Annotated in this window: 21 protein-coding genes; 11 read left to right on the forward strand and 10 right to left on the reverse strand. The window is 67.0% G+C overall.

Features of this window, described 5'->3' with window-relative positions:
* Position 1: 1 nt before the first annotated feature.
* The gene (locus MKI84_RS10085) at positions 2 to 514 is read right to left on the reverse strand and encodes an Lrp/AsnC family transcriptional regulator (RefSeq protein WP_241619162.1); all 513 of its coding nucleotides are present in this window, start codon (positions 512 to 514) and stop codon (positions 2 to 4) included.
* A gap of 87 nt (positions 515 to 601) precedes the next feature.
* Here MKI84_RS10085 and MKI84_RS10090 point away from each other — a divergent pair, with 87 nt between their 5' ends.
* On the forward strand, positions 602 to 1,222 hold the full coding sequence (locus tag MKI84_RS10090) for a glutathione S-transferase family protein (protein ID WP_241619164.1): 621 nt from the start codon (positions 602 to 604) through the stop codon (positions 1,220 to 1,222).
* 82 nt (positions 1,223 to 1,304) lie between these two features.
* Here the strand turns inward: MKI84_RS10090 and MKI84_RS10095 are convergent, their stop codons facing one another.
* Both MKI84_RS10095 and MKI84_RS10100 read right to left on the reverse strand, forming a co-directional pair.
* On the reverse strand, positions 1,305 to 3,743 hold the full coding sequence (locus MKI84_RS10095) for a penicillin-binding protein 1A (protein WP_241619166.1): 2,439 nt from the start codon (positions 3,741 to 3,743) through the stop codon (positions 1,305 to 1,307).
* Positions 3,744 to 3,872: 129 nt separating this feature from the next.
* Positions 3,873 to 5,165, reverse strand: coding sequence for an N-acetylmuramoyl-L-alanine amidase (locus tag MKI84_RS10100; protein WP_241619168.1), 1,293 nt, complete (start codon positions 5,163 to 5,165; stop codon positions 3,873 to 3,875).
* A 752-nt stretch (positions 5,166 to 5,917) separates the two neighbouring features.
* On the opposite strand from MKI84_RS10100, the gene MKI84_RS10105 reads away from it, so the two are divergent.
* Positions 5,918 to 8,737 (forward strand): Rne/Rng family ribonuclease, encoded by a 2,820-nt coding sequence (locus MKI84_RS10105; RefSeq protein ID WP_241619170.1) that lies wholly within the window; start codon positions 5,918 to 5,920, stop codon positions 8,735 to 8,737.
* Positions 8,738 to 8,809: 72 nt separating this feature from the next.
* On the opposite strand, the gene MKI84_RS10110 is transcribed toward MKI84_RS10105, so the two are convergent.
* The gene (locus MKI84_RS10110; protein ID WP_241619172.1) at positions 8,810 to 10,012 is read right to left on the reverse strand and encodes a pyridoxal phosphate-dependent aminotransferase; all 1,203 of its coding nucleotides are present in this window, start codon (positions 10,010 to 10,012) and stop codon (positions 8,810 to 8,812) included.
* A 147-nt stretch (positions 10,013 to 10,159) separates the two neighbouring features.
* On the opposite strand from MKI84_RS10110, the gene MKI84_RS10115 reads away from it, so the two are divergent.
* The 6 genes from MKI84_RS10115 (at position 10,160) to aat (ending at position 15,672) form a co-directional block, all read left to right on the forward strand.
* Positions 10,160 to 11,620, forward strand: coding sequence for a M48 family metalloprotease (locus MKI84_RS10115; RefSeq protein ID WP_425353822.1), 1,461 nt, complete (start codon positions 10,160 to 10,162; stop codon positions 11,618 to 11,620).
* Positions 11,621 to 11,664: 44 nt separating this feature from the next.
* Complete coding sequence (locus tag MKI84_RS10120; RefSeq protein ID WP_241619175.1) at positions 11,665 to 12,450, forward strand: DsbA family protein; 786 nt, start codon at positions 11,665 to 11,667, stop codon at positions 12,448 to 12,450.
* Between the two features lie 180 nt (positions 12,451 to 12,630).
* A complete protein-coding gene (aroQ, locus tag MKI84_RS10125) occupies positions 12,631 to 13,068 on the forward strand; it encodes a type II 3-dehydroquinate dehydratase (RefSeq protein WP_241619177.1) in 438 nt (145 codons plus the stop codon).
* Positions 13,069 to 13,101: 33 nt separating this feature from the next.
* Positions 13,102 to 13,569 carry an acetyl-CoA carboxylase biotin carboxyl carrier protein gene (gene accB, locus MKI84_RS10130; RefSeq protein WP_425353823.1) on the forward strand — a complete coding sequence of 156 codons (468 nt, stop codon included), beginning with the start codon at positions 13,102 to 13,104 and terminating at the stop codon, positions 13,567 to 13,569.
* 11 nt (positions 13,570 to 13,580) lie between these two features.
* Positions 13,581 to 14,933, forward strand: coding sequence for an acetyl-CoA carboxylase biotin carboxylase subunit (gene accC / locus MKI84_RS10135; protein WP_241619180.1), 1,353 nt, complete (start codon positions 13,581 to 13,583; stop codon positions 14,931 to 14,933).
* A 61-nt stretch (positions 14,934 to 14,994) separates the two neighbouring features.
* Positions 14,995 to 15,672 carry a leucyl/phenylalanyl-tRNA--protein transferase gene (gene aat, locus MKI84_RS10140; protein WP_241619182.1) on the forward strand — a complete coding sequence of 226 codons (678 nt, stop codon included), beginning with the start codon at positions 14,995 to 14,997 and terminating at the stop codon, positions 15,670 to 15,672.
* Here aat and MKI84_RS20815 read toward each other — a convergent pair.
* The 3 genes from MKI84_RS20815 to MKI84_RS10155 form a co-directional block, all read right to left on the reverse strand.
* On the reverse strand, positions 15,603 to 16,256 hold the full coding sequence (locus MKI84_RS20815; protein ID WP_425353824.1) for a DUF2155 domain-containing protein: 654 nt from the start codon (positions 16,254 to 16,256) through the stop codon (positions 15,603 to 15,605). The genes aat and MKI84_RS20815 overlap by 70 nt on opposite strands.
* Before the next feature lie 191 nt (positions 16,257 to 16,447).
* Complete coding sequence (locus tag MKI84_RS10150) at positions 16,448 to 16,861, reverse strand: NADH:ubiquinone oxidoreductase subunit NDUFA12 (RefSeq protein WP_342593623.1); 414 nt, start codon at positions 16,859 to 16,861, stop codon at positions 16,448 to 16,450.
* A 91-nt stretch (positions 16,862 to 16,952) separates the two neighbouring features.
* Entirely contained in the window at positions 16,953 to 18,149 is a 1,197-nt protein-coding gene (locus MKI84_RS10155; RefSeq protein ID WP_241619183.1) for an MFS transporter, read from the reverse strand.
* Between the two features lie 548 nt (positions 18,150 to 18,697).
* Here MKI84_RS10155 and MKI84_RS10160 point away from each other — a divergent pair.
* The 3 genes from MKI84_RS10160 to MKI84_RS10170 all read left to right on the forward strand — a co-directional run bounded on the left by MKI84_RS10160 (position 18,698) and on the right by MKI84_RS10170 (position 23,500).
* Positions 18,698 to 22,408, forward strand: a complete 3,711-nt coding sequence (locus MKI84_RS10160) for a vitamin B12-dependent ribonucleotide reductase (protein ID WP_241619185.1) — start codon at positions 18,698 to 18,700, stop codon at positions 22,406 to 22,408.
* 108 nt (positions 22,409 to 22,516) lie between these two features.
* The gene (locus tag MKI84_RS10165) at positions 22,517 to 22,897 is read left to right on the forward strand and encodes a GFA family protein (RefSeq protein WP_241619187.1); all 381 of its coding nucleotides are present in this window, start codon (positions 22,517 to 22,519) and stop codon (positions 22,895 to 22,897) included.
* Between the two features lie 60 nt (positions 22,898 to 22,957).
* Entirely contained in the window at positions 22,958 to 23,500 is a 543-nt protein-coding gene (locus tag MKI84_RS10170; RefSeq protein ID WP_241619190.1) for a GNAT family N-acetyltransferase, read from the forward strand.
* 167 nt (positions 23,501 to 23,667) lie between these two features.
* Here the strand turns inward: MKI84_RS10170 and MKI84_RS10175 are convergent, their stop codons facing one another.
* The 3 genes from MKI84_RS10175 to MKI84_RS10185 all read right to left on the reverse strand — a co-directional run bounded on the left by MKI84_RS10175 (position 23,668) and on the right by MKI84_RS10185 (position 24,977).
* Entirely contained in the window at positions 23,668 to 23,883 is a 216-nt protein-coding gene (locus MKI84_RS10175) for a cold-shock protein (RefSeq protein WP_241619192.1), read from the reverse strand.
* 291 nt (positions 23,884 to 24,174) lie between these two features.
* Entirely contained in the window at positions 24,175 to 24,387 is a 213-nt protein-coding gene (locus MKI84_RS10180; protein WP_013165948.1) for a cold-shock protein, read from the reverse strand.
* A gap of 266 nt (positions 24,388 to 24,653) precedes the next feature.
* Positions 24,654 to 24,977, reverse strand: a complete 324-nt coding sequence (locus MKI84_RS10185) for a YMGG-like glycine zipper-containing protein (protein WP_241619194.1) — start codon at positions 24,975 to 24,977, stop codon at positions 24,654 to 24,656.
* Positions 24,978 to 25,255 lie beyond the last annotated feature (278 nt).

Consider the following 25,255-nt stretch of genomic DNA (forward strand, 5'->3'; position numbering starts at 1 on the left):
CTCAGTCCGCCACGCCGCGCCCCCGGTTCAGCAGCGCGCGCGAGAGCGGCTTGCCCGCCTCGCTGCGCAGCACCACCGATGTGGTGACCATGCCGAACCGGCCGATGGAATCGACGATGGTTGCCAGATCCTCGGGGGCCGGCACGATCGCCTTGAGCACGAAGCAGTCGTCGCCCGTGACACGATGCACCTCGACGATGGCCGGCAGCGCCGCGAACGCCTTCAGGCAGGCCGATATGTGCTCATGCGCGGTCTTGAGCCGGATAATCGCCGTCATGCGCAGGCCCACCGCAGCGAGATTGATCCGCGCACCATAGCCCTCGATGACGCCGCGCTCCTCCAGCCGCTTCACCCGCTCGGAGACGGCGGGCTGGGAGAGCCCGATGCGGCGGCCAAGCTCGGAGAGCGGCATGCGCGCGTCCTGCTGCAGCGCGTCGAGAATGTCCAGGTCGCGGGCATCGAGCTCCGCCGGCGGGTGCCTGCGTGGAGAAAGTGGGATCTGCCTTGAATCCATCGCCGGAAACCTCAAAACGCCGATGATCCACCATGTCACGCACCGACCGGCTTTGTCATGCTGGCCGCCCAAGCAACGGAGACGACAATGCGCCTGATCGGCATGCTCGATTCGCCCTATGTCCGCCGCGTGGCGGTGTCGATGAAGCTCATGGGGCTGCCGTTCCACCATGAGCCTGTGTCGGTGTTCCGCCATTTCGACGGCTTCGCCGCCATCAACCCGGTGGTGAAGGCGCCGAGCCTGGTCACCGATGACGGGGTGGTGCTGATGGATTCGACGCTGATCCTCGAATTCGTCGAACGTCTCGCGCCGGAAACGCAGCGGCTCACGCCGCCCGACATCGCCGCCCTCGCCCGCAACCAGCGCCTCACCGGGCTTGCGCTCGCCGCCTGCGAGAAGACGGTGCAGATTGTCTACGAGCACGAGCTGCGCCCCTCGGAAAAGCGCCACGCGCCGTGGCTTGAGCGCGTCGAGGGCCAGTTGCGCGCCGCCTACGCGCTGCTGGAGGCCGAGACCGGCGAGGGGTGGCTGGTGGACGAGCGGGTGAGGCAGGCCGATGTCAGCGCGGCCGTGGCCTTCAGCTTCACCCGCTTCATCCTGCCGGAGGAGACGCTGGCGCGGATCGGCTTCGACGCGCTGGAAAGGCTCTCCGCGCTCACCGCACGGGCCGAAGCGCTGCCGGAATTCCGGTCGACGCCGATGGAGTAACCGAGCACCCGCATGGACCGAAAGAAAATGGCCGGGATCGCTCCCGGCCATTCGCATCTCGTTTTCCGGTCGATCTGGCGCGTCAGTACAGCCCGCCGGTCCCGCTGGTTCCGATGGCGCGATCGGCCTCGGGCGAGACGCCGATCGGGCGGCCGGTGGAATCGGTGGCGCCGATCACCGAATAATTGTCCGGCGGGGCGGTGCCCGGCTTGAACGCTTCGAGGATCGAATTCTCACCGGACCCGGCACGCAGGCCGGTCTTGGGGTTGATGCGGATCAGCTTGATGCCGGGCGGCACGCGGAACGGCACGGCCGGCCGGTCCGCCAGCGCCACCTTCATGAAGTCGCGCACCACCGGAGCGGCGAGCAGGCCGCCGGTCGAACCCTTGCCCATTGGCTTGGGTGTGTCGAAGCCCAGATAGACGGCGACCACCATGTCGGGACTGAAGCCAACGAACCAGGCGTCCTTTTCCTCGTTGGTGGTGCCGGTCTTGCCGGCGATGGGCTTGCCCAGTTCCTTGAGCGCCGTGCCGGTGCCGCGCTGGACCACGCCTTCCATCATCGAGGTGAGCTGATAGGCGGTCATCGGGTCGAGCGCCTGCTCGCGGCGGTCGATCAGCGTCGGCTCGGGCTGGTCGCTCCACTTGTCGGCATCGCAGCCGCGGCATTCGCGCTCGTCGTGGCGGTAGATGGTCTTGCCGTAGCGGTCCTGGATGCGGTCGATCAGCGTCGGCTTGATGCGCTTGCCGCCATTGGCGAACATCGAATAGCCGCCGGCCATGCGCATGGCGGTGGTTTCGCCCGCGCCGAGCGACATGGAGAGCACCGGCAGCAGATTGTCGGAAATGCCGAAGCGCTTGGCGTATTCCACGATGGTCGGCATGCCGAGATCATTGGCGAGCCGGACGGTCATGACGTTTCGCGACTGTTCGAGACCGAATCGCAGCGTCTGCGGGCCGTAGAACTTGCCGGAATAGTTTTCCGGCCGCCACGTGGCCTGCCCGGCCTGGCTGAGTTCGAACGGCGCGTCCATGATCACGCTGGAGGGGGTGTAGCCATTGTCGATGGCCGAGGCATAGACAAACGGCTTGAAGGACGAACCGGGCTGGCGCATCGCCTGGGTGGCGCGGTTGAACTGGCTCTCGTCGAAGGAGAAGCCGCCGACCAGCGCCAGCACGCGGCCAGTCCACGGGTCCATCGCCACCAGCGCGCCCTCGATCTGGGGCTGCTGGCGCAGGCGCCACTGGCCGTCCTTGCCGTCGACTTCCTCGACATAGACCACGTCGCCGGGCTTCAGCACCGCCGCCACGCCGCCCTTCTTGCCGCGCAGGGCCCATTTGACGCCGTCCGGCGTGATGATGCCGACATCGCGCTGCGCGGAGAGCGTGCCGGAACGGTCGCGCTGCGGCTGCAGGCCGATACGAGCGGAATCGGCGCTGGCCTCCAGCACCACGGCAAGCCGCCAGGGAATATCGGTGAAGGCGCGGACATCGGCGAGGCGCGCGCCCCAGTCGCCGGCGGTGTCGATCCGGGTCACCGGGCCGCGCCAGCCGCGCTGTTCGTCATAGCGGGTCAGCCCGTCGAGCAGCGCCTTCTTGGCGGCGAGCTGGAGCTTGGGATTGAGCGTGGTGCGCACCGAGAGGCCGCCGCCATACAGCTTGTCCTCGCCATAGCGCTCGAAGATCTCGCGGCGGACTTCCTCGGCGAAATATTCCGCCGAGAAGATGTGCGCGCCGGTCGGCCGCACGGTGACGGCGAGGTCGGTCGCCTTGGCGTCGTCGGCTTCCTTCTGGGTGATGTAGCCGTTCTCGGCCATGCGATCGATGACCCAGTTGCGGCGCTCGACGGCGGCTTCGTGGCGGCGGAACGGGTGGTAGTTGTTCGGGCCCTTGGGCAAGGCGGCGAGATAGGCGGCCTCGGCGATGGACAGCTCGGCAACCGACTTGTCGAAATAGAGCAGCGAGGCGGCGGCCACGCCATAGGAGCCGATGCCGAGATAGATCTCGTTGAGATAGAGTTCGAGGATCTTGTCCTTGGAATAGGCGCGCTCCATGCGCAAAGCGAGCAGCGCTTCCTTGATCTTGCGATCGATCGAGACCTCGTTGGTCAGAAGGAAGTTCTTCGCCACCTGCTGCGTGATGGTGGAGGCGCCCTGCGGGCGGCGGCCGGAGCCGTAATTCTGCGCGAAGGCATAGGCGGCGCGGCCGATGCCGGTGATGTCGATGCCGCCGTGGGAATAGAAGTTCTTGTCTTCGGCCGCGAGGAAGGCGTCGATCACGCGCTTGGGGATGCTCTGGATCGGCAGATAGAGCCGGCGCTCCTTGGCATATTCGGCCAGCAGCGACCCGTCGGTGGCGTGGATGCGCGTCATCACCGGCGGTTCGTAATTCTGGAGCTGGGAATAATCGGGCAGGTCCTGCGAGAACTTCCAGACGAAGTACCCGGCCACCGCTCCACCAACGACGAACAGAATCGTGCCCAGGGCAAACACAAAACCCAGAAAACGCAGAAGCAGCCGCATCCGGCCTTGCCCTCTCGAATTGCCGGCGTGGGCCGCTTCGCCCGACGCGCTATTTTCTCGTTATTCGCCCAAGGGCACCGTGTGCGGGGCAACTATGGCCACATCGCGACCAGCAAGGCCAGTCGCGAGCTAAGGCAGGCCGGTCGTAGGCGCCATTGCCGCAGGCGTCGCCACCGGCGCCGATTCCAGCGGCTTCTGCGCCGCGAAATAGGCCTCGATCGCGGCAACCATCGCCGTGGTCACCTTAGCCTGCCAGTCCTCCGATGTCATGAGTTCGAGGTCGCGTCTGCTGGAAAGATAGCCGAGCTCGAACAGCACGGAGGGCACGTCGGGCGCCTTCAAAACCTTGAAGCCCGCCGATTTCAGCGGCGATTTATGCATGCGCGCCGCCTCCCCCACATTGCCGGCCAGCGTGCGGGCGAAATGGGCGGAGAAATTGCGGGTCTCGCGCTGGGCGAGGTCGAACAGGATACCCGCCACATCCGCCGGCTCCTCGGAAAGGTCGAGCCCGGCGATCATGTCGGCCTTGTTCTCCGAATCGGCGAGGCGCTGCGCCTCGGCGTCGGAGGCGCGGTCGGAGAGCGTGTAGATGGTGGCCCCGCGCACGTCGCCGTCGCGCGAGCCCAGCGAATCGGCATGCAGCGAGATGAAAAGCCGCGCCCCGTGCTGCTGGGCGGTGCGCACCCGCTGGCCGAGCGCGACATAGGTGTCGTCCTCGCGGGTCATCAGCGGGCGGTAGCGGCCGGTCTCGTTCAGCTTGTCGCGCAGCAGCATCGCGATCTTGAGCACGAGCTCCTTCTCGGTGACGCCCATGGCCGGGTTCACCGCGCCCGAATCGATGCCGCCATGCCCGGGATCGATCACGATCACCGGGCGCGGATCGCCGGCGCTGATGATCACCGGGGCGGCATCGACGGCCTGCGGAACCTGCCGCACCGGGGCGGCGACGGTCTTGAGGAAGCTGACGCGATCGGTCTTCACCAGGTCGATCACCAGTCGCGCCGGCTGCCCGTCCATCGGCTCCAGCACGAAGGCCTTGTCGATAGTGACCGGCGCGTTGAGATCCATCACGATGCGCGCCTTGCCCGGAGCGAACAGGCCGAAGCGATAGGCCGAAACCAGTCCCCGCCCGTCCTGGCCCGCCGACGACGGCAGGCTGAAGATGGTGTCGGGCACATCGACCACCACACGATAGGGATCGGCCAGTGTGAAGGCGCCGAGCGGCACCGAGCGGGACAGGTCCATGACGAGGCGCGTGCGCTCGGAATCACCGGCCAGCCGGGCATCGGTGGCGACCGCGGGTCCGTCGGCAGCCTGCACGGAACCGGGCGCCGCCAGCGCAAGCGACAGGACAAGGCCCGCCACCGCCGCGCAGAAGCCTGCATGCACCGTCGCCCTGCGCCAACCCTCGCGCCACATCATTGTCAGGACAGAGCCTCCCGCGCGTTGACCGCACTGTGTCTCCCTATCTAACCGATTAGAAAGCGCGGGTTAACCGGCCGTTAACCCGCAAAACGCGCCGCGCGCCGCGACGTGGCCGCCGCGCAACGCCGCCCGCAGACCAATCGCACGCGATCCTTGCCAAATCGGCACGCATGCCGCTATTAAGGGCATGCATATGGTTCGAATTCCGGGTCGCTCGCTTGGTGTCCGGCTTTCGCTCCCCGACGGCGCGGGGCGGCCCAGCGATGGAGCGGCCCGACATCCAGCCCCGACCAAGCCCGAAGTGCCGGGCGCGTGGCGTGCGCATGTGGAGGCCCGGACCCATGGAGGTTCTGGTCGGCCCGCCGAGGAGAGCGAGACTGCCGACGCCGTTTCCGAGCCTTCGGGCGCAGTTCCGACGCTTGCCCCGCATCTTGCGGGCGCGCCGCGCTTCATCGCAGCCATAAGCCAGAGCCGGACCTGTCACATGGGTCGCGGTTCCCTAGTGTTCGGTCGAGGTATGGACGGCAGCAAACGATGACGCGTCAGCCGGCAGGTGCAGATCAGGTGCGAGGCGGATTTTCCCGCCCTGCGCGCGATCGCCGCGCCGTGGCGCCGACAGCGCGTTTGCGCCCCGCATGCGAGGCGCTCCGCCCCCCTGGCCCGTTTTCCATCACCGCCTACAGGCACGGCCCCAGCCGTCCGGCTCCGACAACGGAGCGGATGCCGCCGTGCGCGCAGATGAGAGTTCAATGGCCAACAAGATGCTTATCGACGCCACCCATCCGGAGGAAACCCGGGTGGTGGTGGTGCGCGGCAGCCGAGTCGAGGAATTCGACTTTGAAGCCGCCAACCGCAAGCCGCTCCGCGGCAACATCTACCTCGCGAAGGTAACGCGGGTAGAGCCCTCCCTCCAGGCCGCCTTCATCGAGTATGGCGGCAACCGGCATGGCTTCCTCGCCTTCAGCGAGATCCATCCCGATTATTATCAGATCCCCGTTGCCGACCGGCAGGCCCTGCTGGCCGAGGAAGAGCGCCAGCAGCGCCGCGACGCCGAGGAAGAAAACGAGGACAAGCCCAGGGGTCGCCCCCGCCGCAGCCGTGGCGCAGCCAAGTCCGCATCCGGCGACGAGGCCGTTTCCGAGACTGCGGCCGATGGCGAAGCAGAGGCCGAGGCCGATGCCGATGCCGAGGAAGGTTCGCGCTCTTCGTCGCGCCGCGCACGCCGCCGCCCGTCCGCCGATGACGAATCCACCGGCGAGGTCGAGGAAGTCGCCGGCGAGGAAGAGATCGTCGACGAGGTCGGCTCCGACGACGCGCTGGAAGAGGTTCCCGAGCGCGCCGCCCCGCGCGGCCGCGCCCGTACCTACAAGATTCAGGAAGTGATCAAGCGCCGGCAGATCATGCTGGTGCAGGTCGTGAAGGAAGAGCGCGGCAACAAGGGCGCGGCGCTCACCACCTATCTGTCGCTCGCCGGCCGCTATTCGGTGCTGATGCCCAACACCGCGCGCGGCGGCGGCATTTCCCGCAAGATCACCTCGGCCGAAGACCGCAAGCGCCTCAAGGAGGTCGCCTCCGACCTCGAAGTGCCGGAGGGGATGGGCATCATCCTGCGCACCGCCGGCGCCAATCGCACCAAGGCGGAGATCAAGCGCGACTTCGAGTACCTGCTGCGGCTGTGGGAGAATGTGCGCGAGCTGACGCTCGGCTCGACCGCGCCCTCGCTGGTCTATGAGGAAGGCTCGCTGATCAAGCGTTCGATCCGCGACCTGTACAACAAGGACATCGACGAGGTTCTGGTCCAGGGCGACGAGGGCTATCGCGAGGCCAAGGACTTCATGCGCATGCTCATGCCGAGCCATGCCAAGAACGTGAAGCCCTACAAGGATTTGCAGCCGGTCTTCACACGGTTCGGCGTCGAGAGCCAGCTCGACGCGATGTTCCTGCCGATCGTGCAGCTCAAGTCGGGCGGCTACATCGTCATCAACCCGACCGAGGCGCTGGTCTCGATCGACGTGAACTCGGGACGTTCGACCCGCGAGCACAATATCGAGGACACGGCGCTCAAGACCAACCTGGAAGCCGCCGAGGAAGTCGCCCGCCAGCTGCGCCTGCGCGACCTCGCCGGGCTGATCGTCATCGATTTCATCGACATGGACGAGAAGCGCAACAACCGGGCGGTGGAGCGCAAGCTCAAGGATTGCCTGAAGAACGACCGCGCGCGCATCCAGCTCGGCCGCATCTCGCATTTCGGCCTGATGGAGATGAGCCGCCAGCGCATCCGCACCGGCGTGCTGGAAAGCTCCACCGAGGTCTGCCCGCATTGCGGCGGCACCGGCCATGTGCGCTCCTCCGCCTCGGTCGCGCTGCAGATGCTGCGTGCAGCGGAGGACATGCTCCAGCGCTCCAACACGCACGACCTCATCATCCGCACCCGCGCCGAGAACGCGCTCTATGTGCTGAACCACAAGCGCGCCCATTTGCATGAGCTGGAAGTGCGCTTCGGCGTCTCCATCGCCATCACCGCCGATGCCACGCTGACCGGCCTCACCCCCTTCGCCATCGACAAGGGCGACGCGGTGGCGAATCCGATCCCGCTGCCGCGTCCGGCGGAGCTGGTAATCGAGCCGGAAGAGGAGGATCTCGCGGCAATTGCCGAAGAGGAGGTCGCCGAATCCGACGAGGAAGCCGCTGAGGCCGCACCGCGCGCCGAGGCCGAGGCCGAAGCAGGCCAGCAGGACCCGCAGGGCGATGGCGGCCGCCGCCGTCGCCGCCGCCGTCGCCGCCGCCGTGGTGGCGGGAACGGCACTGGCGGGCCGCAGAACGAAGGCGGTTCGAACGGGGACGCTTTCGGCGACGATGAGGGCGACGAGAGCGACGACGGTTCGGACGAGGAGACCGGCTCGGTTTCCGACGACGCGTTCCCGGCTGAGCAGGCCGAGATCGCCGCCGCCCCGGTTTCGGGCGAGGACGCCGGGCAGGTGCTTGCGTTGGCCGAGGACGCGTCCGCTTCGATGGCCGACGTCCCGGTGACCGAAGAAACGCCGGACGCCGTGGCAGCAGAAGCGACCACGGAGGAGGCGCCGACCGAGGAGGCTCCCGCCGAGGAGCCCAAGCCCCGCCAGCGCGGACGCCGTGGCGGACGCCGCTCACGCGCCGACAAGGCGGCGGACGAGGCTGCCTTGGCCACGTCCACCGACGCAGCCGCCGAGCCGGCCACCGACACCGCGCCAGTGGAAGCCGCTCCGGCTGAAGCTGCACCGGTCGAGGCTCCCGCCCCCGTCGCGACTCCGCGCCGCCGCCGGTCCACTGTCCGCGAAGCGGCGCCGGTCATCGCGACTGAGACCGCCGCATCGGTGACGCCGGAAGCGCTCGCCACCGAACCCGCGCCGGTGGAAGCCGGCCCGGTCGAGGGCGACGTCAACGCGGCCCCGGAGGCACCCGCCGAAGCTCCGGCTTCGGAGACCCCCGCCCCCGAGACGGTTGCCGAGACCCCCGCAACCCCGCCATCCGATGATCCTGATCGGCCGCGCCGCTCCGGCTGGTGGAACCGCAAGCTGTTCGGCGCCTGAGCGCGTCGCCGCACTGAAAAAACAAAGGCCCCGGAGATGATCCGGGGCCTTTCGTCTTTATCGGTGACTGTCTCACCCCCGACGCAGGAAATCGCCGATGCGCGCCACCGCCTCGCGCATATCCATCGCCGATCCGGCATAGGACAGCCGCAAATAATGGTGGCCGCGATGCGGGTCGAAATCCACGCCCGGCGTTGCCGCCACATGCGCCTCGTCGAGCAGACGACGGGCGAAGGCGGCGGAATCATCGGTGAAACGGGATACGTCGGCGTAGAGATAGAATGCGCCGTCCACCGGCAGGAACTCGGGAAGTCCGGCGGCAGGCAGTCCGGCAGTGAGAATGCGCCGGTTTTCCTCATAGCCGTGCTTGACCTCCTCCATCTCCGCCGCGCCGTCGAACGCGGCCTCGGCGGCGATCTGCGAGAGGGTCGGCACGGAGATGGTCAGGTTCTGCTGGAGCCGCTCCGCCGCGCGCACCAGCGGCGACGGCAGCACCATCCAGCCGACACGCCAGCCGGTCATGCAGAAATATTTCGAGAAGGAATGGATGACCGTCACGTTCGGCGAGAGCGCGGCGGCGGTGGTGGCGGGAAAGGCATAATCGAGCCCGTGGTAAATCTCGTCCGAGATGAAGCGGATGCCCAGCCCCTCGGCGGTGGCGATCAGTTCGGCCAGCGCCTCCGGCCGCATCATGGTACCGGTCGGATTGGCCGGGCTCGCCACCAGCACGCCCTTGAGCGGGCCTTGCGCATGCGCGTCGGCAAGCGCCTGCGGCGTGATGACCCAACGTGAGGCGGCGTCGGTCTCGATCAGCACCGGCTCGCAGCCGAGCGCGGTGAGAATATGGCGATAGGGCGGGTAGCCGGGATTGGCGATCGCCACCCGATCGCCCGGCTCGAACATCGACAGGAACGCCAGCACGAACCCGGCTGACGAGCCGGTGGTCACCACCACCCGCGACGGGTCGAGGTCTAGGTCGTAGGTCTCGCGATAATGCCGGGCGATGCGGGCACGCAGGGAAGGGATGCCGAGCGCGGCCGTGTAACCAATGCGTCCGTGCTCCAGCGCCCGGCGCGCTGCTTCCCGCGCGGCGTGAGGGGCCGACGCCGCCGGCTGGCCGACCTCCATATGGATGACATGCCCGCCCGTCGCCTCGATCCGCGCGGCACGCTCCATCACGTCCATCACGATGAAGGGCGCGATCTCGCTGCGGCGCGAGGCGTTGGTGGGCACCGCCGCGACGGCGTCGGGCGTGAGCGGTAAAGAAAGGCTCATGGAAGCTACCTATCCAGGGTGGTCGCCGCACCCCCGCCGTATTCTACGGGTCGTGTGCGGCCTCCCGTTCAATTGAAGATGATCAACAGGCCCTTGACCCCTCGATCGTTGGGCGTCAGGTCTGAAGTCCCGGCATGCAAGCGATGGATGATGCTTCTGTCACGCAATGACAACCCCCCGTTTCGGCGGACGGCTGGCGCGCCCGCGTGGCGCGGCATCCTGCGCGCGAGCGCGCGTGGCCTTGGGTTGGCTGCCGCGTTGACGGGTATTATTTCACCGTTTCTGTCCATGCCCGCTCTCGCCCAGGCCCGCGTTCCAGGCGTGATCCGCGATGCCGAGATCGAGGCGCTGATGCGCGACTACACGCGCCCGATCTTCAAGGTCGCGGGGCTCAGCCAGCAGAACATCAAGGTCGTGCTGATCGGCAATGATTCGTTCAATGCCTTCGTGGCGGACGGCAAGCGCATCTTCATCAATACCGGCGCGCTGAAGCAGGCCACGACCCCGAATGAGATCATCGGCGTCCTCGCGCACGAAACCGGGCACATTGCCGGCGGCCACCTCGCCCGCATGCGCCAGCAAATGGAATCGGCCCAGACCGCCGCCATCGTCGCCATGCTGCTGGCAGCCGGCGGCGTCGCGGCCGGAGCGGCGAGCGGGGCGAATGTCGGCGGCGCGGCGGCGGGCGCGATTCTCGGCCCGCAGGAAGTGATCCGCCGTTCACTGCTGGCCTACAAGCGCAGCGAGGAACAGGCTGCCGACCGCTCGGCGGTGACCTATCTCAACGCGACCAAGCAGTCCGCCCAAGGCATGCTGAAGACGTTCGAGCGCTTTCAGAGCGACCAGCTCTTCATCAGCCAGCGCGTCGACCCCTATCTGCTCAGCCATCCCATGGCGACCGACCGCATCCAGTCTCTGGAGACGCTGGCCCATGCCAGCCCCTATTTCAACGCCAAGGATTCGCCCGAGCTTCAGGCCCGGCACGACATGATGCGCGCCAAGCTGGTCGGCTTCACCCAGCCCCCGGACGCGGTGTCCCGCATTTACGGCCAGCAGATCACCCTGCCCGCGCGCTATGCCCGCGCCATCTCGGCCTATCGCTATGGCAGTATCCCGGACGCGCTCCGCCAGATCGATGCACTGATCGCGCAGAATCCCGGCAATCCGTATTTCCAGGAGCTGAAGGGTCAGGCCCTGCTGGAGGCCGGCCGGGCGAAGGAGGCGGTGCCGCCGCTGCGCCGCGCCGTGCAGCTTTCCAACGGCCACCCGCTGATCCGCATGCTGCTCGGCCAGGCTCTGGTGGCGAGCAATGACAAGTCGGCTATGGACGAAGCGGTACGCGAGCTGAATTTCAGCCTGCAGCGCGAGCCCGATTCGCCGACGGGCTGGCGCTACCTTGCCATGGCCTATGGCCAGCGCGGCGACATACCCAATGCCGATCTCGCCTCCGCGCAGTCGGCCTTCACCGGCGGCGACTTCAAGCTCGCCCGCGAACTCGCCGCCCGCGCCCGCACCAAATTTCCACTCGGTTCGCCCGGCTGGCTCAAGGCCGACGACATCGTGAACTTCAAGCCCCCCGTCGACGCGCGCGGTCGGCCGCAGCAATGATGCCGCGCGCGCCAGTCGAACCGACGCCTCATCTGGAGATACCCATGTCGCTGCCTTCCCTCGTCCGCACCGCCGCGCGCGGCCTGGCTGCCGGATGCCTCGTGCTCGGCCTCGCCGCCGGCTTCGCCCCGACCCCTGCCCAGGCGCTCGACGCGGCCCAGCGCAAGGAGTTCGAGGGTGTCATCCGCGACTACCTCATCAGCAACCCGGAAGTGATCCAGGAAGCCATCGGCGAGTTGCAGAAGCGGCAGGCTGCTGCCGAGGCCGCCCAGCGCGAGAAGGCCGTGGCCGAGATGAAGCCGCTGATCTTCGATTCCCCGCGTGGCAGCGTCATCGGCAACCCGGACGGCGACGTCACGCTGGTCGAGTTCTTCGATTACAATTGCGGCTACTGCAAGCGCGCGCTCGGCGACATGGTCGAGTTGCTGGACAACGACCCCAAGCTCAAGATCGTGCTGAAGGAATTCCCGGTGCTCGGCCCCGGCTCCGTGGAAGCCTCGCAGGTCGCGGTCGCGGTGCGGCTGGTCGCTCCCGACAAGTACCTCGCCTTCCACAAGAAGCTGCTCAGCGAGCGCGGGCAGGCCAACAAGGCCAAGGCACTGGAAGCCGCCGAGGCGGTCGGCATCGACCGCGCCGCGGTGGAGAAGAAACTCGCCGATCCGGAAGTGGCCGCCACGCTGCAGGAGAGCCTTCAGCTTGCCGACGCGCTCGGCATCGACGGCACGCCGAGCTATGTCGCGGGCGAGAGCGTCATCGTCGGCGCGGTCGGCCACGGCCAGCTCAAGGACGTGATCGCCTCCGTCCGCTCCTGCGGCAAGGCCAAGTGCTGATCGAAAACGTGGCGGGCGCGGCGGGTGGCCATCTGAGCCGATTCGTCGCGCCGGCGCCGGGAGCTGGGGGTTAGTAACCCTCAACGCAAGCCGGGGCTTGGCGTGCGGGCAGGCATTGCCTATAACCCCGCGGCTGTCCCGGCTTCCGCCGCGCGACGGCGACCGGCTGATCGAGACCCGATGTCTGACATCATTCACGTCATCAACGGACCGAACCTGAACCTGCTCGGCACGCGCGAGCCGGAAGTCTATGGCCGCGCCACGATCGCCGATGTCGAGGCGGCATGCCGGGAGACCTGCGCAGGCCATGGGTTCGACCTGGTTTTCCGTCAGTCGAACCATGAAGGCGAGCTTGTCACCTTCCTGCAGGAAGCGCGCGGCTCGCTCGGCGTCGTGCTCAACGCCGCCGCCTATACCCACACCTCCGTCGCACTTGCCGACGCGATCAAGGCCGTCGGCCTCAATGTCGTCGAAGTGCACCTGTCAAACGTCTTCGCGCGCGAGGCCTTCCGCCATCATTCCTATATTTCGCCGGTTGCCCGTGGGGTGATTTGCGGGCTGGGGATCGACGGTTACCGGCTCGCCATCCACGCGCTAGCCGCAAGCCGTGGAAACTGAGGGAGACGGGCGAGCGACCGTCACGGGATCATGATGAAAACAAACAAGCCGGCCATTGACCCCGCGCTGGTGCGCGAGATCGCAACTCTGCTGTCCGAAAGCGACCTTACCGAGATCGAGGTCCAGCACGAGGATCTGCGCATCCGCGTGGTACGCGCGGCTCCCACCGTCTATGCCGCCCCGGCGCCCCTCGCGGTGGCGCCCGCCGCCGCTCCGGCTCCGGCCGCCGCGGCCCCTGCCCCGGCCGCTGCCGACCCCGCCAAGCATCCCGGCGTCGTGCCCTCTCCGATGGTCGGCACCGCCTATCTCGGTCCCGAGCCCGGCGCCCGTTCCTTCGTCGATATCGGCTCCGTGGTGAAGGAGGGCCAGACCCTGCTCATCGTCGAGGCCATGAAGACGATGAACGCCATTCCCGCTCCCCGCGCGGGCACCGTCACCCGCATCCTCGTGGACAATGCGCAGCCGGTCGAATATGGCGAGCCGCTCATGATCATTGAATGAGGACCGCTGGAATGTTCAGCAAGATCCTCATCGCCAATCGCGGCGAGATTGCCCTGCGCGTGCTCCGGGCCTGCAAGGAGCTCGGCATTGCCACCGTCGCGGTGCATTCCACTGCCGACGCCAACGCCATGCACGTCAAGCTCGCCGATGAGAGCGTGTGCATCGGCCCGCCCCCCGCGCGCGACAGCTATCTCAACATTCCCGCGCTGCTCGCCGCCTGCGAGATCACCGGGGCCGAAGCGGTGCATCCGGGCTATGGGTTCCTCGCCGAGAACGCCCGTTTCGCGGAAATCCTGATCGACCACGGCGTGCAGTTCATCGGGCCCAAGCCCGAGCACATCCGCATCATGGGCGACAAGATCGAGGCGAAGCGGACCGCCAAGAAGCTCGGCATTCCCTGCGTTCCCGGTTCCGAAGGCGGCATTTCCTCCGACGAGGAAGCCGCCAAGGTCGCCGACGAGATCGGCTTCCCGGTGCTGATCAAGGCAGCTGCCGGCGGCGGCGGGCGCGGCATGAAGGTCGCGCGCTCCTCCGAGGAACTGTCCTCCGCCCTGTCGCAGGCGCGCTCGGAAGCCCGCGCCGCCTTCGGCGACGATGCGGTCTATATCGAGAAATATCTCGGCACCCCGCGCCACATCGAGATCCAGGTGCTCGGTGACGGCCAGGGCAATGCCATCCATCTCGGCGAGCGCGACTGCTCGCTGCAGCGCCGGCACCAGAAGGTGTGGGAAGAGGCCCCCTCGCCCACCATCACCGCCGAACAGCGCGCCCGGATCGGCGAGACCGTCTCCAAGGCCATGCGCGACATGAAGTATCTCGGCGCGGGCACCATCGAGTTCCTGTACGAGAACGGCGAGTTCTACTTCATCGAGATGAACACCCGCATCCAGGTGGAGCATCCGGTGACCGAGGCCATCACCGGCATCGACCTGATCCGCGAGCAGATCCGCGTCGCCACCGGCGAGGCGCTCGGCATCGAGCAGAAGGATGTGGTGCTGCGCGGCCATGCCATCGAGTGCCGTGTCAATGCCGAGCACCCGCGCACCTTCCGCCCCTCGCCGGGGCGGATCGACAACTGGCACGTGCCGGGCGGACTCGGCGTGCGCGTCGATTCGGCGGTGTATCAGGGCTATACGATCCCGCCCTATTACGACAGCCTCGCCGGCAAGCTCATTGTTCACGCCAATACGCGCGAAGAATGCCTCGCCCGCCTCAAGCGGGCGCTGGACGAGTTCGTGGTGGAAGGCATCGAGACCACGCTGCCGCTGTTCCGCGAGCTGGTGCGCAACCCTGACATCCAGCGCGGCGCCTACGACATCCATTGGCTGGAGCATTTCCTCGCCGAAGGCGAGCCGGCGAGCTGATCCTCGCTGAAATGACCGGCGGCGCCTTCACAGTGCCGCCGATCTTCGTCATGCTGCGGACATGTCACACCCGCGCGAACATCAGGTCGAGATCACCCCGGAAGTCCTGCTGAAGGCCTATGCCTGCGGTATCTTCCCGATGGCGGAAAGCGCCGACGATCCCGGCCTGTACTGGATCGAGCCGGAGCGGCGCGGCATCATTCCGCTGGCCGAGTTCCAGCTCTCCAGCCGCCTCGCCCGCACCGTGCGCTCCGATCGCTTCGATATCCGCATCGATCATGATTTCGAGGCTGTGATCGACGGCTGCGCCGAGCCGGCGGACGGCCGGAGTTCGACCTGGATCAATCCGCGTATCCGCAAGCTCTATTGCGACCTGCACGCCCGCGGCTTCTGCCACTCGGTGGAAGCGTGGGAGGACGGCCGGCTTGTCGGTGGGCTGTATGGGGTGCGGCTCGGGCGCGCCTTTTTCGGCGAGAGCATGTTCCACCGCGCGCGCGATGCCTCGAAGGTCGCGCTGGTGCATCTGGTGGGGCGGCTGCGCAAGGGCGGCTTCATGCTGCTGGACACGCAGTTCGTCACCGATCATCTCCGCAGCTTCGGCGCGGTCGAGGTGCCGCGCCGGCACTATCACCGGCTGCTGGAACAGGCGCTGGACGGCGAGGGCGATTTCTACTGCTGGGGGCCCGGCGAGGCGATCTCGGGCGCGGTCTGCTTGCAGTCGGTCAGCCACGCATCATAGATCGGGTGCTCGATCCCGTGCAGGCCGGGGCTGGAGGCGAACATCCAGCCACCGAACAGCGGCTTGATCTTGCCGTCCAGCGTGATTTCCTGAACCTCGACGAAGCCGGTGGTGTTCTGCGTCTCGTTCTCGGGCCGGGTGTAGCAGGCGCGCGGGGTGATGCGCAGCGCGCCGAACTGCACGGTCTCGTTGATCGCGACGTCAAAGCTGATAATGCGACCGGTGATCTTGTCCAGCCCGGAGAACACCGCCGTCTGATTGGCGATCTTCTGCTCGGGCGGCTGCACCACCTCGATATCGCCGCTTGGACCATAGGTCGCCGCGCCCGGCACATCCGGCTGCGCCGGCGCGGGCGCGCGGTTGTCGCCGGCGGGCGCCTCCATGATCGAGGGCACGCCGGGGCCGCCCGGCAGCGAATCGGGATTGTCCACCGGCCCGCCAGGCGGCGGGGCGAGGGGCGCCGATTCGACACCGCCCTGCCAGCCCTGCTGGGCGACGGCCGGAGGCACCAGAGCCACGCTCAGGCCCAGCGTCGCCAGAAGGAGAGCGGGGGCAGCGCGGAGCACATCAGGTCTGAACAGCATGGAACCGGGCACCTTCGCATCGCCTCGCACCGAACGATCGCCGCCGGCGCACCGCTGCGGGGCAGAATGCGCGGCATTGCGGCCATGTCGGGGCGAGACGCATCGGGGCGACAGCCACCCGGGGAAAATTGGTCGAGACGGGAACAGCGAGGCCGCCCGCTCGCGGGCCGCCGCCAACGGCGCGCGAAGCCTCACTCCGGCGTCCAGGCCCGATAGTCGCCGGTCACGACCGGGCGATGGCCGAGCCCCATGGTGGAGCCCGGCGGCCGATAGGCTTGCGCGGTCCCGGTCGGGTTGGCGCGATGCGGGAGTTCCCACTCACGCGGCACGTAGTCTTCCTGGCTCGGCGGCACATCGGAGCGCTGGTGCATCCAGGCGTGCCAGCCGGGGGGAATCGCAGTTGCCTCCGCCGGGCCGTTGAAAATCACCCAGCGGCGCTCGAAGCCGAGCGTCGGGTCGATCTTGCCGCCCTTGAAGCGGTAATAGGTGTTGCCGGCGTCGTCCGTGCCGACCTTCTCGCCATAGCGCCACGTATAGAAACGCGTGCCCATGGTCTGGCCATTCCACCAGGTGAAGACTTCGGTGATGAAAGACGAGAGGTTCACGGCAAAAACGTCCCTGGGGCGGCTGAAAGCGTGGCCGGACCATGCCATCCGCGCCCGCTCCTGTCCAGACGCGAGCGGGCGCGTGCGACGGTTACGCACGGCGTGCGCGGAACTCACTCAGGTAATAAAGCACCGCCAACAGCAGAATGGCGCAGCCCGCCATGGTGACATAAGCCCAGCCGCCATGCTCGAAGAGCGGGCTGGCGAAAGCCGAGCCGATGGCGCCGCCGAGGAAGAACAGCGCAATGTAGAGCGCGTTCAGCCGTGAGCGGATTTCCGGCGCCAGCATGAAGATCGCCCGCTGGCCGAGCACCAGATTGGCGGTGACGGCGACGTCGAGCACGATGGCGCCGGTCACCAATATGCCGACGGAGGCACTGTTGGCACCGATCTCGGTGAGCGCCATGCCGGCAAAGGCCAGCAGCAGCATGACGCCGGTGGCCGCGCGCGACCAGCCGCGATCGGCGGCCCAGCCGGCGAGCGGCGACACCACCACGCTCGCCGCGCCGGCGAGCGCGAACAGCGCGATGGCCTGCTGGCCGTAGCCGAACTCCGGGCCGGTCAACAGGAGCGGGACGGCGGTCCAGAACAGGGTGAACACGCCGAACATCGCCGCCTGATAGGCCGCCCGGCGGCGCAGCAGCGGCTGCGACAGGAACAGCGGCAGCAGAGAGCCGACCAGCGCGCCATAGCTTACCTGTCCCTGCGGCCGGCGATGGGGCAGCGCGGCTCGCAGGCCGACCGCCAGCCCGAGCATCAGCAGCGCGGCGAGCGCGAATACGGCGCGCCAGCCGAACCAGTGCGCGAGCATGCTGGAAACCGGACGTGCCAGCAGAATGCCGGTCATGAGGCCGGAGACCACGCTCCCGACCTTGCGCCCGCGCTCATTGGGATGAGCGAGATGGGCGGCGAACGGCACCGCGATCTGCGCCACCACCGAGCCGACGCCGTAGAGCAGCGCGGCGGCGAGGAAGATGGCGGGCCCGGTCGCGGCGAAGGCCAGCGAGAGCCCGGCCGCCGCGCAGATCAGGATGGTGGCGATCAGCGCCCGATTCTCCACGATGTCGCCAAGCGGCACCAGCAGCAGGAGGCCCAATATGTAGCCCACCTGCCCCACGGTGACGACGAGGCTCGCCATGGTCTCGTCGAGGCCGATGTCGCCGGCGATCAGGGCGATGAGCGGCTGGGCGTAATAGAGGTTGGCTGCGCCGGCGCCGGCAGCGAGGGCGAGCAGAAAAAAGGTGATGTTGCCGGCGCCATGCGTCGGCGTGTGCGGATGTGCGGTCATGTACGGAAACCTTGGCCGGAATGGCGCAGGAGTAAGGAGTTGCGTCCCATTTGGAGGGTGGCGCAGCCCATGTCCAGATGGCGCAGGGTCAGGCATTTTCCATACGCACGCCCCCGAGCGGCATTGCGCATCGGGCGGCCGCGTTTCATCCTTCCGCGGTCAGCCGATTCTGGCGCAGCGCATATCGGTCTCGCTGTGGCCAGAGAGTACGGCGCGCAATCCCCATTGTTCAGCTTGTTAGAAACCGAAAACGGTTGCGTCGCGTCTGGAATCCCATCGACGCCAAATCGGCGTTAAGGTGGTCGTAATGATTGCAGGCCCACACTACATGTAGATGACGGATCGATGGCGTCCACAAGGGATTGTCATCAAGAGGATTGCAAGCCCGGAGGAATCGCGGCAACTTCATGGCACGTTCACGGATCCGGCCGCGCTGGAAATTCGGACAACTCGCCAGGAAGCCCGCTGACGCATATCGCGTCCGGCGCAATATTTTTTGACCTTTAGATCGGGCGTCCATCCGTCGGGACGTCATGGGAGCGAACAACATGCGCATCGAGCGCCGCTATACCAAGGCCGGCCGTTCTCCCTATGCGGACATCGCCTTCCGCAAGGTGACGAGCGAGATTCGCAACCCCGACGGGTCGATCGTGTTCCGCCTTGAGAATATCGAGGTGCCCGAGCATTTTTCCCAGGTCGCCAGCGACATCCTGGCCCAGAAGTATTTCCGCAAGGCCGGCGTGCCCGCGCGTTTGAAGAAGGTCGAGGAAGAGACCGTCCCGTCCTTCCTGTGGCGCGGCGCGGCCGATGAGAAGGCGCTGGAAACACTGCCCGAGGCCGAACGCTTCGTCGGCGAGATTTCCTCCACCCAGGTGTTCGACCGTCTCGCCGGCACCTGGACCTATTGGGGCTGGAAGGGCGGTTATTTCGACAGCGAGGACGACGCGCAGGCGTTCTTCGACGAGCACCGCTACATGCTCGCCATGCAGATGGCCGCGCCGAACTCGCCGCAATGGTTCAACACCGGCCTGCACTGGGCCTATGGCATCGACGGCCCGAGCCAGGGCCATTTCTATGTCGACTACGTCACCGGCAAGCTGACCCGCTCCAAGACCTCCTACGAGCACCCCCAGCCGCATGCCTGCTTCATCCAGTCGGTCTCCGACGATCTGGTGAACGAAGGCGGCATCATGGACCTGTGGGTGCGCGAGGCGCGCCTGTTCAAGTATGGCTCCGGCACCGGCTCCAACTTCTCCGCGCTGCGCGGCGAGGGTGAGCGCCTGTCCGGCGGCGGCCGCTCGTCGGGCCTGATGAGCTTCCTGAAGATCGGCGACCGCGCGGCGGGCGCCATCAAGTCCGGTGGCACCACCCGCCGCGCAGCCAAGATGGTGGTGGTCGATGCCGATCACCCCGACATCGAGACCTATGTCGACTGGAAGGTGAAGGAGGAGCAGAAGGTCGCCGCCCTCGTCACCGGTTCCAAGACCGTCGCCAAGCACATGAAGGCCGTGATGAAGGCCTGCGTGAACTGCGAGGCCGAAGGCGAGGATTGCTACGACCCGGAAAAGAACCCGGTCCTGAAGCGCGAAATCCGCGCCGCCAAGAAGGCGCAGGTGCCGGAGAACTACATCCGCCGCGTCATCCAGTTCGCGCGCCAGGGCTACACCGACATCGACTTCCCGATCTATGATACCGACTGGGATTCGGAGGCGTACCTCACCGTCGCCGGCCAGAACTCCAATAATTCGGTGCGCGTGGACGACGCGTTCCTGAACGCGGTTAAGACCGATGCCGACTGGAACCTGACCAGCCGCACGACCGGCAAGGTCACCAAGACCCTGAAGGCGGCAGAGCTGTGGGAAAAGATCGGCCACGCCGCCTGGGCCTGCGCCGACCCCGGCATCCAGTTCCACACCACCATCAATGACTGGCACACCAGCCCGGCCGGCGGCCCGATCCGCGCCTCCAATCCGTGCTCGGAGTACATGTTCCTCGACGACACGGCCTGCAACCTCGCCTCGCTGAACCTGTTGCAGTTCCGCCGCGCCGACGGATCGTTCGACGTCGAGAGCTACGAGCATGCCTGCCGCCTGTGGACGGTGGTGCTGGAAATCTCGATCCTGATGGCGCAGTTCCCCTCCAAGGAAATCGCCAGGCTCTCCTACGAGTACCGCACGCTGGGCCTCGGCTACGCCAATATTGGCGGCCTGCTGATGACCTCGGGCATTCCCTATGACTCGGCCGAGGGCCGCGCCTATTGCGGCGCGCTCACCGCGATCATGACCGGTGTCTCCTACGCGACCTCGGCGGAGATGGCCAAGGAGCTCGGCGCCTTCCCGCAGTACAAGCCGAACGCGACCCACATGCTGCGCGTGATCCGCAACCATCGCCGCGCCGCCTATGGCGAAGCCGCGGGTTATGAGGCTCTCTCCACGAACCCGGTGCCGCTCAATCACGCCGCCTGCCCGCAGCCGATCCTGATCGAGCGCGCCAAGGCGACCTGGGACCGGGCACTGGAACTCGGCATCGAGCACGGCTACCGCAACGCCCAGACCACCCTGCTCGCGCCCACGGGCACGATCGGCCTCGTCATGGATTGCGACACCACGGGCATCGAGCCGGATTTCGCGCTGGTGAAGTTCAAGAAGCTGGCCGGCGGCGGCTACTTCAAGATCATCAACCGCGCCGTGCCGGAGGCGCTGCGCACGCTCGGCTACAGCGAGAGCCAGATTGCCGAGATCGAAGTCTATGCGGTCGGCCACGGCACGATCGCGCAGGCGCCGGCGATCAATCACACGACGCTGCGCGCCAAGGGCTTCGACGATGCGATGCTGGCCAAGATCGATGCCGGCGCGAAGTCGGCCTTCGACGTCAAGTTCATCCTCAACCGCTGGACGCTCGGCGACGAGGCGATGGCCAAGCTCGGCGTTCCGGCGTCCAGCCTCGCCGACCCGGCTTTCGACCTGCTGAGCTTCCTCGGCTTCTCGAAGAAGGATATCGAGGTCGCGAACATCCATGTCTGCGGCGCGATGACCCTCGAAGGCGCGCCCTTCCTCAAGCCCGAGCACTACCCGGTGTTCGACTGCGCCAATCCGTGCGGGCGCATCGGCAAGCGCTATCTTTCGGTCACCAGCCACATCCACATGATGGCGGCGGCGCAACCCTTCCTCTCGGGCGCGATCTCCAAGACCATCAACATGCCGAACGAGGCCACCGTCGAGGACTGCAAGGAGGCCTATCTCCTGTCCTGGCGCCTCGCGCTCAAGGCCAACGCGCTCTATCGCGACGGCTCCAAGCTCTCGCAGCCGCTGAACTCCCAGCTCATCGCCGACGAGGACGACGAGGAAGAGGACGCGATCGAGACTCTGCTGGAGAAGCCCGCCGCCGCCCGTGCCACCCAGATCGTGGAGAAGGTGGTCGAGAAGATCGTCGAGCGCATCGTCGAGGTCCACAGCCGCGAGAAGATGCCCGATCGCCGCAAGGGCTACACCCAGAAGGCGGTGGTGGGCGGTCACAAGGTCTATCTGCGCACCGGCGAGTATGATGATGGCCGCCTCGGCGAGATCTTCATCGACATGCACAAGGAAGGCGCGGCGCTGCGCTCCTTCATCAACAACTTCGCCATCTCGGTGTCGCTGGGCCTGCAATATGGCGTGCCGCTGGAGGAGTATGTCGACGCCTTCACCTTCACCCGCTTCGAGCCCGCCGGCCCGGTGCAGGGCAATGAGGTGATCAAGTACGCGACCTCGATCCTCGACTACATCTTCCGCGAGCTCGCCGTCTCCTATCTCGGACGCAACGATCTCGGCCATGTCGACCAGTCGGAATCCGCGTTTGACGCGCTCGGCAAGGGCGTGGACGAGGGCAAGCCGATGCCGACCCCCGCGACGCGCATGGTCTCCAAGGGCCTGACGCGCGGCAAGGCGGTCGGGCTGATGGTGATGCCCGGCGGCGCGGTTACCGGCACCTCCACGGCGGCCGGCGGCTCCAATGTCACCGCGCTGCGTGGTGGCGGGCTGACGCAGGGAGCGACGGCGCTGAAATCCGCGCCCGAGGAAGAGGTTGGCACCGCCGCCCTCCCGTGGTCGGCCCCTGCCCCCACCGTGGCGGCCCAGCCGACCAAGGCGGAAGCTCGCGCCATCGCCCGCGCCAAGGGCTATGAAGGCGAGGCCTGCCCCGAGTGCCAGAACTTCACCATGGTGCGCAACGGCACCTGCCTGAAGTGCGAGACCTGCGGCGGCACCACCGGTTGCAGCTGAGGCGCGCCACTTGAACTCTGGAACGGCCGGGTCACCCCCCGGCCGTTTTCGTTTGACCATCCCCCGGCCAGGAGCGCCCCCACCTCACACGCGACGAGGACACCCCGCATGAACGACGACACGGCTAGCACTCCCCTGCCCCCGCTGCATTCCGGCGGCTGCCATTGCGGCGCGGTGCGCTTCGAGGCGAGGGTTGACCTCTCCCATGTCATCAGCTGCAACTGTTCGATCTGCACCGCGAAAGGCCTGCTGCTGGCCTTCACGCCGGCGGAGAACTTCACGCTGCAGCAGGGTGAGGATCGGCTGAACGAATATCGCTTCAATCGGCATGTCATCGGCCACATGTTCTGCACCGCCTGCGGCACAGAACCCTTCGCCCGCGGCTCGATGCCGGACGGCACGCCGATGGTGGCGCTGAATGTGCGCTGCCTCGACGATATCGACCTCGCCGCGCTCACTCCGATGCCTTATGACGGGCGCAACAGCTGACAAAGCTGCGGGCGTCCCCGCCTGCGGCCCAACGGACGGGGCACGGCCCCGCATTTCCTCATGGTCGAGATTCCCACCCTTCTGACGCCGCGCCTGAAACTGCGCGCGCACCAGCTTACTGATTTCGATGCCTATGCCGCGATGTGGCAGGAGCCGGCTGTGGTGCGCTTCATTGGCGGCGCGCCGCGCCCGCGCGAGGCGGCGTGGGCCGGCTTCCTGCGGCAGATGGGCGGCTGGCACCATCTTGGTTTCGGTTTCTTCGCCATCGAGGACCGGGAGAGCGGCGCCTTCATCGGCGAGGCCGGATTCCACGACCTGCGGCGCGCGCTGGTGCCGTCGATCGAGGGCACGATGGAGACCGGCTGGGTGTTGGCGCGCGCGATGCAGGGCAAGGGGCTCGCCGAGGAGGCCATGCGCGCCGCACTCGGCTGGGCGCGTGAGCACGGTCGAGGCGACCGGCTAACCTGCATGATCGAGGTCGACCATGCGGCTTCGCTCCATGTCGCCGGCAAGCTCGGCTTCGTGCCCTTCGCCCGCACCACCTATAGTGGCAAGGACGTGACGCTGCTGGAACGCCCGCGCGCGATGGCCGCAGGCGCCTGAACGATGACGGGCCGCCTCTACCGCAGGTCGCGCCCCAGAGGATCTTGACCCGGCGCACGCCCCACGCACGTCTTGGGACCCACATGAAAAAGCCGCCGATCCGGCGGGATCAGCGGCTTTCCATGTCGTCATGAACCGCCGGGCAGCGACGCCCAGCGAGAGGCCGATCAGCCCACGCGCAGATTGACCGCAGAGGTCTTGCCCGAACGCTGGTCAGTCTGCAGCTCGAAGGAAACCTTCTCGCCGTCGCGCAGGCCCTGCAGGCCCGAGCGCTGCACGGCGCTGATGTGCACGAACACATCCTTGCCGCTGTTATCAGGCTGGATGAAACCATAGCCCTTCTGGTCGTTGAACCACTTCACGGTGCCGGTCTGGGTGGACATAGTCGGTAGTCTCTCGCATCGAGGTTGCACATTGCGGCAGGAGAACGCGGCTCCGCGCCGTTTGTTCGAATTTGGAAGAAAATCTGAACGTGCACCGGCACTAGAGCCTAGTGAAACGAGCCAGTTGTCAAGCCAAAGTCTGTGCAGACACTAGACGGAATGCGAGACAATGCAAGCCTGCCGCTCGGTCAAAAACCTGCCGGCAGAACGAGAAAACCGCCATCCTTCTCAGAATGGCGATCTTCTAAAGTACAATGGCGACACGGGCCGCCCGGACCGGACCGGCGCCGCTCAGAGCGGACGCAGGTTGACCGCGGAGGTCTTGCCGGAACGCTGGTCGGTCTGGAGCTCGAAGGAGATCTTCTCGCCGTCGCGCAGGCCCTGGAGGCCCGAGCGCTGAACCGCACTGATGTGGACGAAAACGTCCTTGCCGCCGCTATCGGGCTGGATGAAGCCGTAGCCCTTCTGCTCGTTGAACCACTTCACGGTGCCGGTATCAGCCATAGAAAAAAACCTTCGGAAGACCACATTTTTGACAGCAGACGAATGCTGGAGCATCCCGCCAAGTTCAGCCGCGTCTTTGGAAACACGAGGATTCCGCCAGCATGGCGACCCAGTCATGAGGCCAAATTCGTGCCCCGTCCAGATTGGTCAAGATTGTGGCTTTTACACGGCAACCGCCGCCGCAAATTTGCCTTAACTCGGCACCCGCGCGACGCCTTTGCGCCGCACGGCCGAGCATGAGGGGCAAAGCGCCGGAAAATCTCGCCTCAACGGCAGCGGCGACGGTCCACGCGGGTGACGCGGCCGTTGGAATTGCGGAAATAGCAATTCCCGCTGCGCCAGAAATAATAGGAACGCGCATTGCGCCGCGACTGGCTGCCGATGACGGCGCCGGTGCCGGCGCCGATCGCCGCGCCGGCGAGCGCGCCACGGCCGGTTCCTGTCACCGCCCCGCCGATCACCGCGCCGGAAACGCCGCCGATGGCAGCGCCGCGGCCGGCATTGCTCTGGGCCGAGGCCGGAACGGCCGGAGACAAGGCGAGCGCGGCCAGGGCTCCCGCCGCAACGGCAAACGACAGGCGAAACGTCATGGCACGATCTCCGACACATTCGAGCCACGCGGCTCATGATGAAAACAGGGCCGCGAACATGGTTCACGACCCCGTCCCGTCACTTATTACCGCTCCACCGTCCTGCCCGCCAGAGGCACGGCACACCGCGCCTCCTCGCGCAGCACATGGCGCCGCGCGGGGGCGGCACTATCCGCCCCCGCGCGTCATTCAGGTGCCCTGCGCCTCGACGACGGCGATTGCGGTCATGTTGACGACGCCTCGCGCGGTGACGGAGGGGGTGAGGATGTGGGCCGGGC

Origin of the sequence: Ancylobacter gelatini, from assembly GCF_022601675.1 — a bacterium.
Lineage (GTDB): Bacteria > Pseudomonadota > Alphaproteobacteria > Rhizobiales > Xanthobacteraceae > Ancylobacter > Ancylobacter gelatini.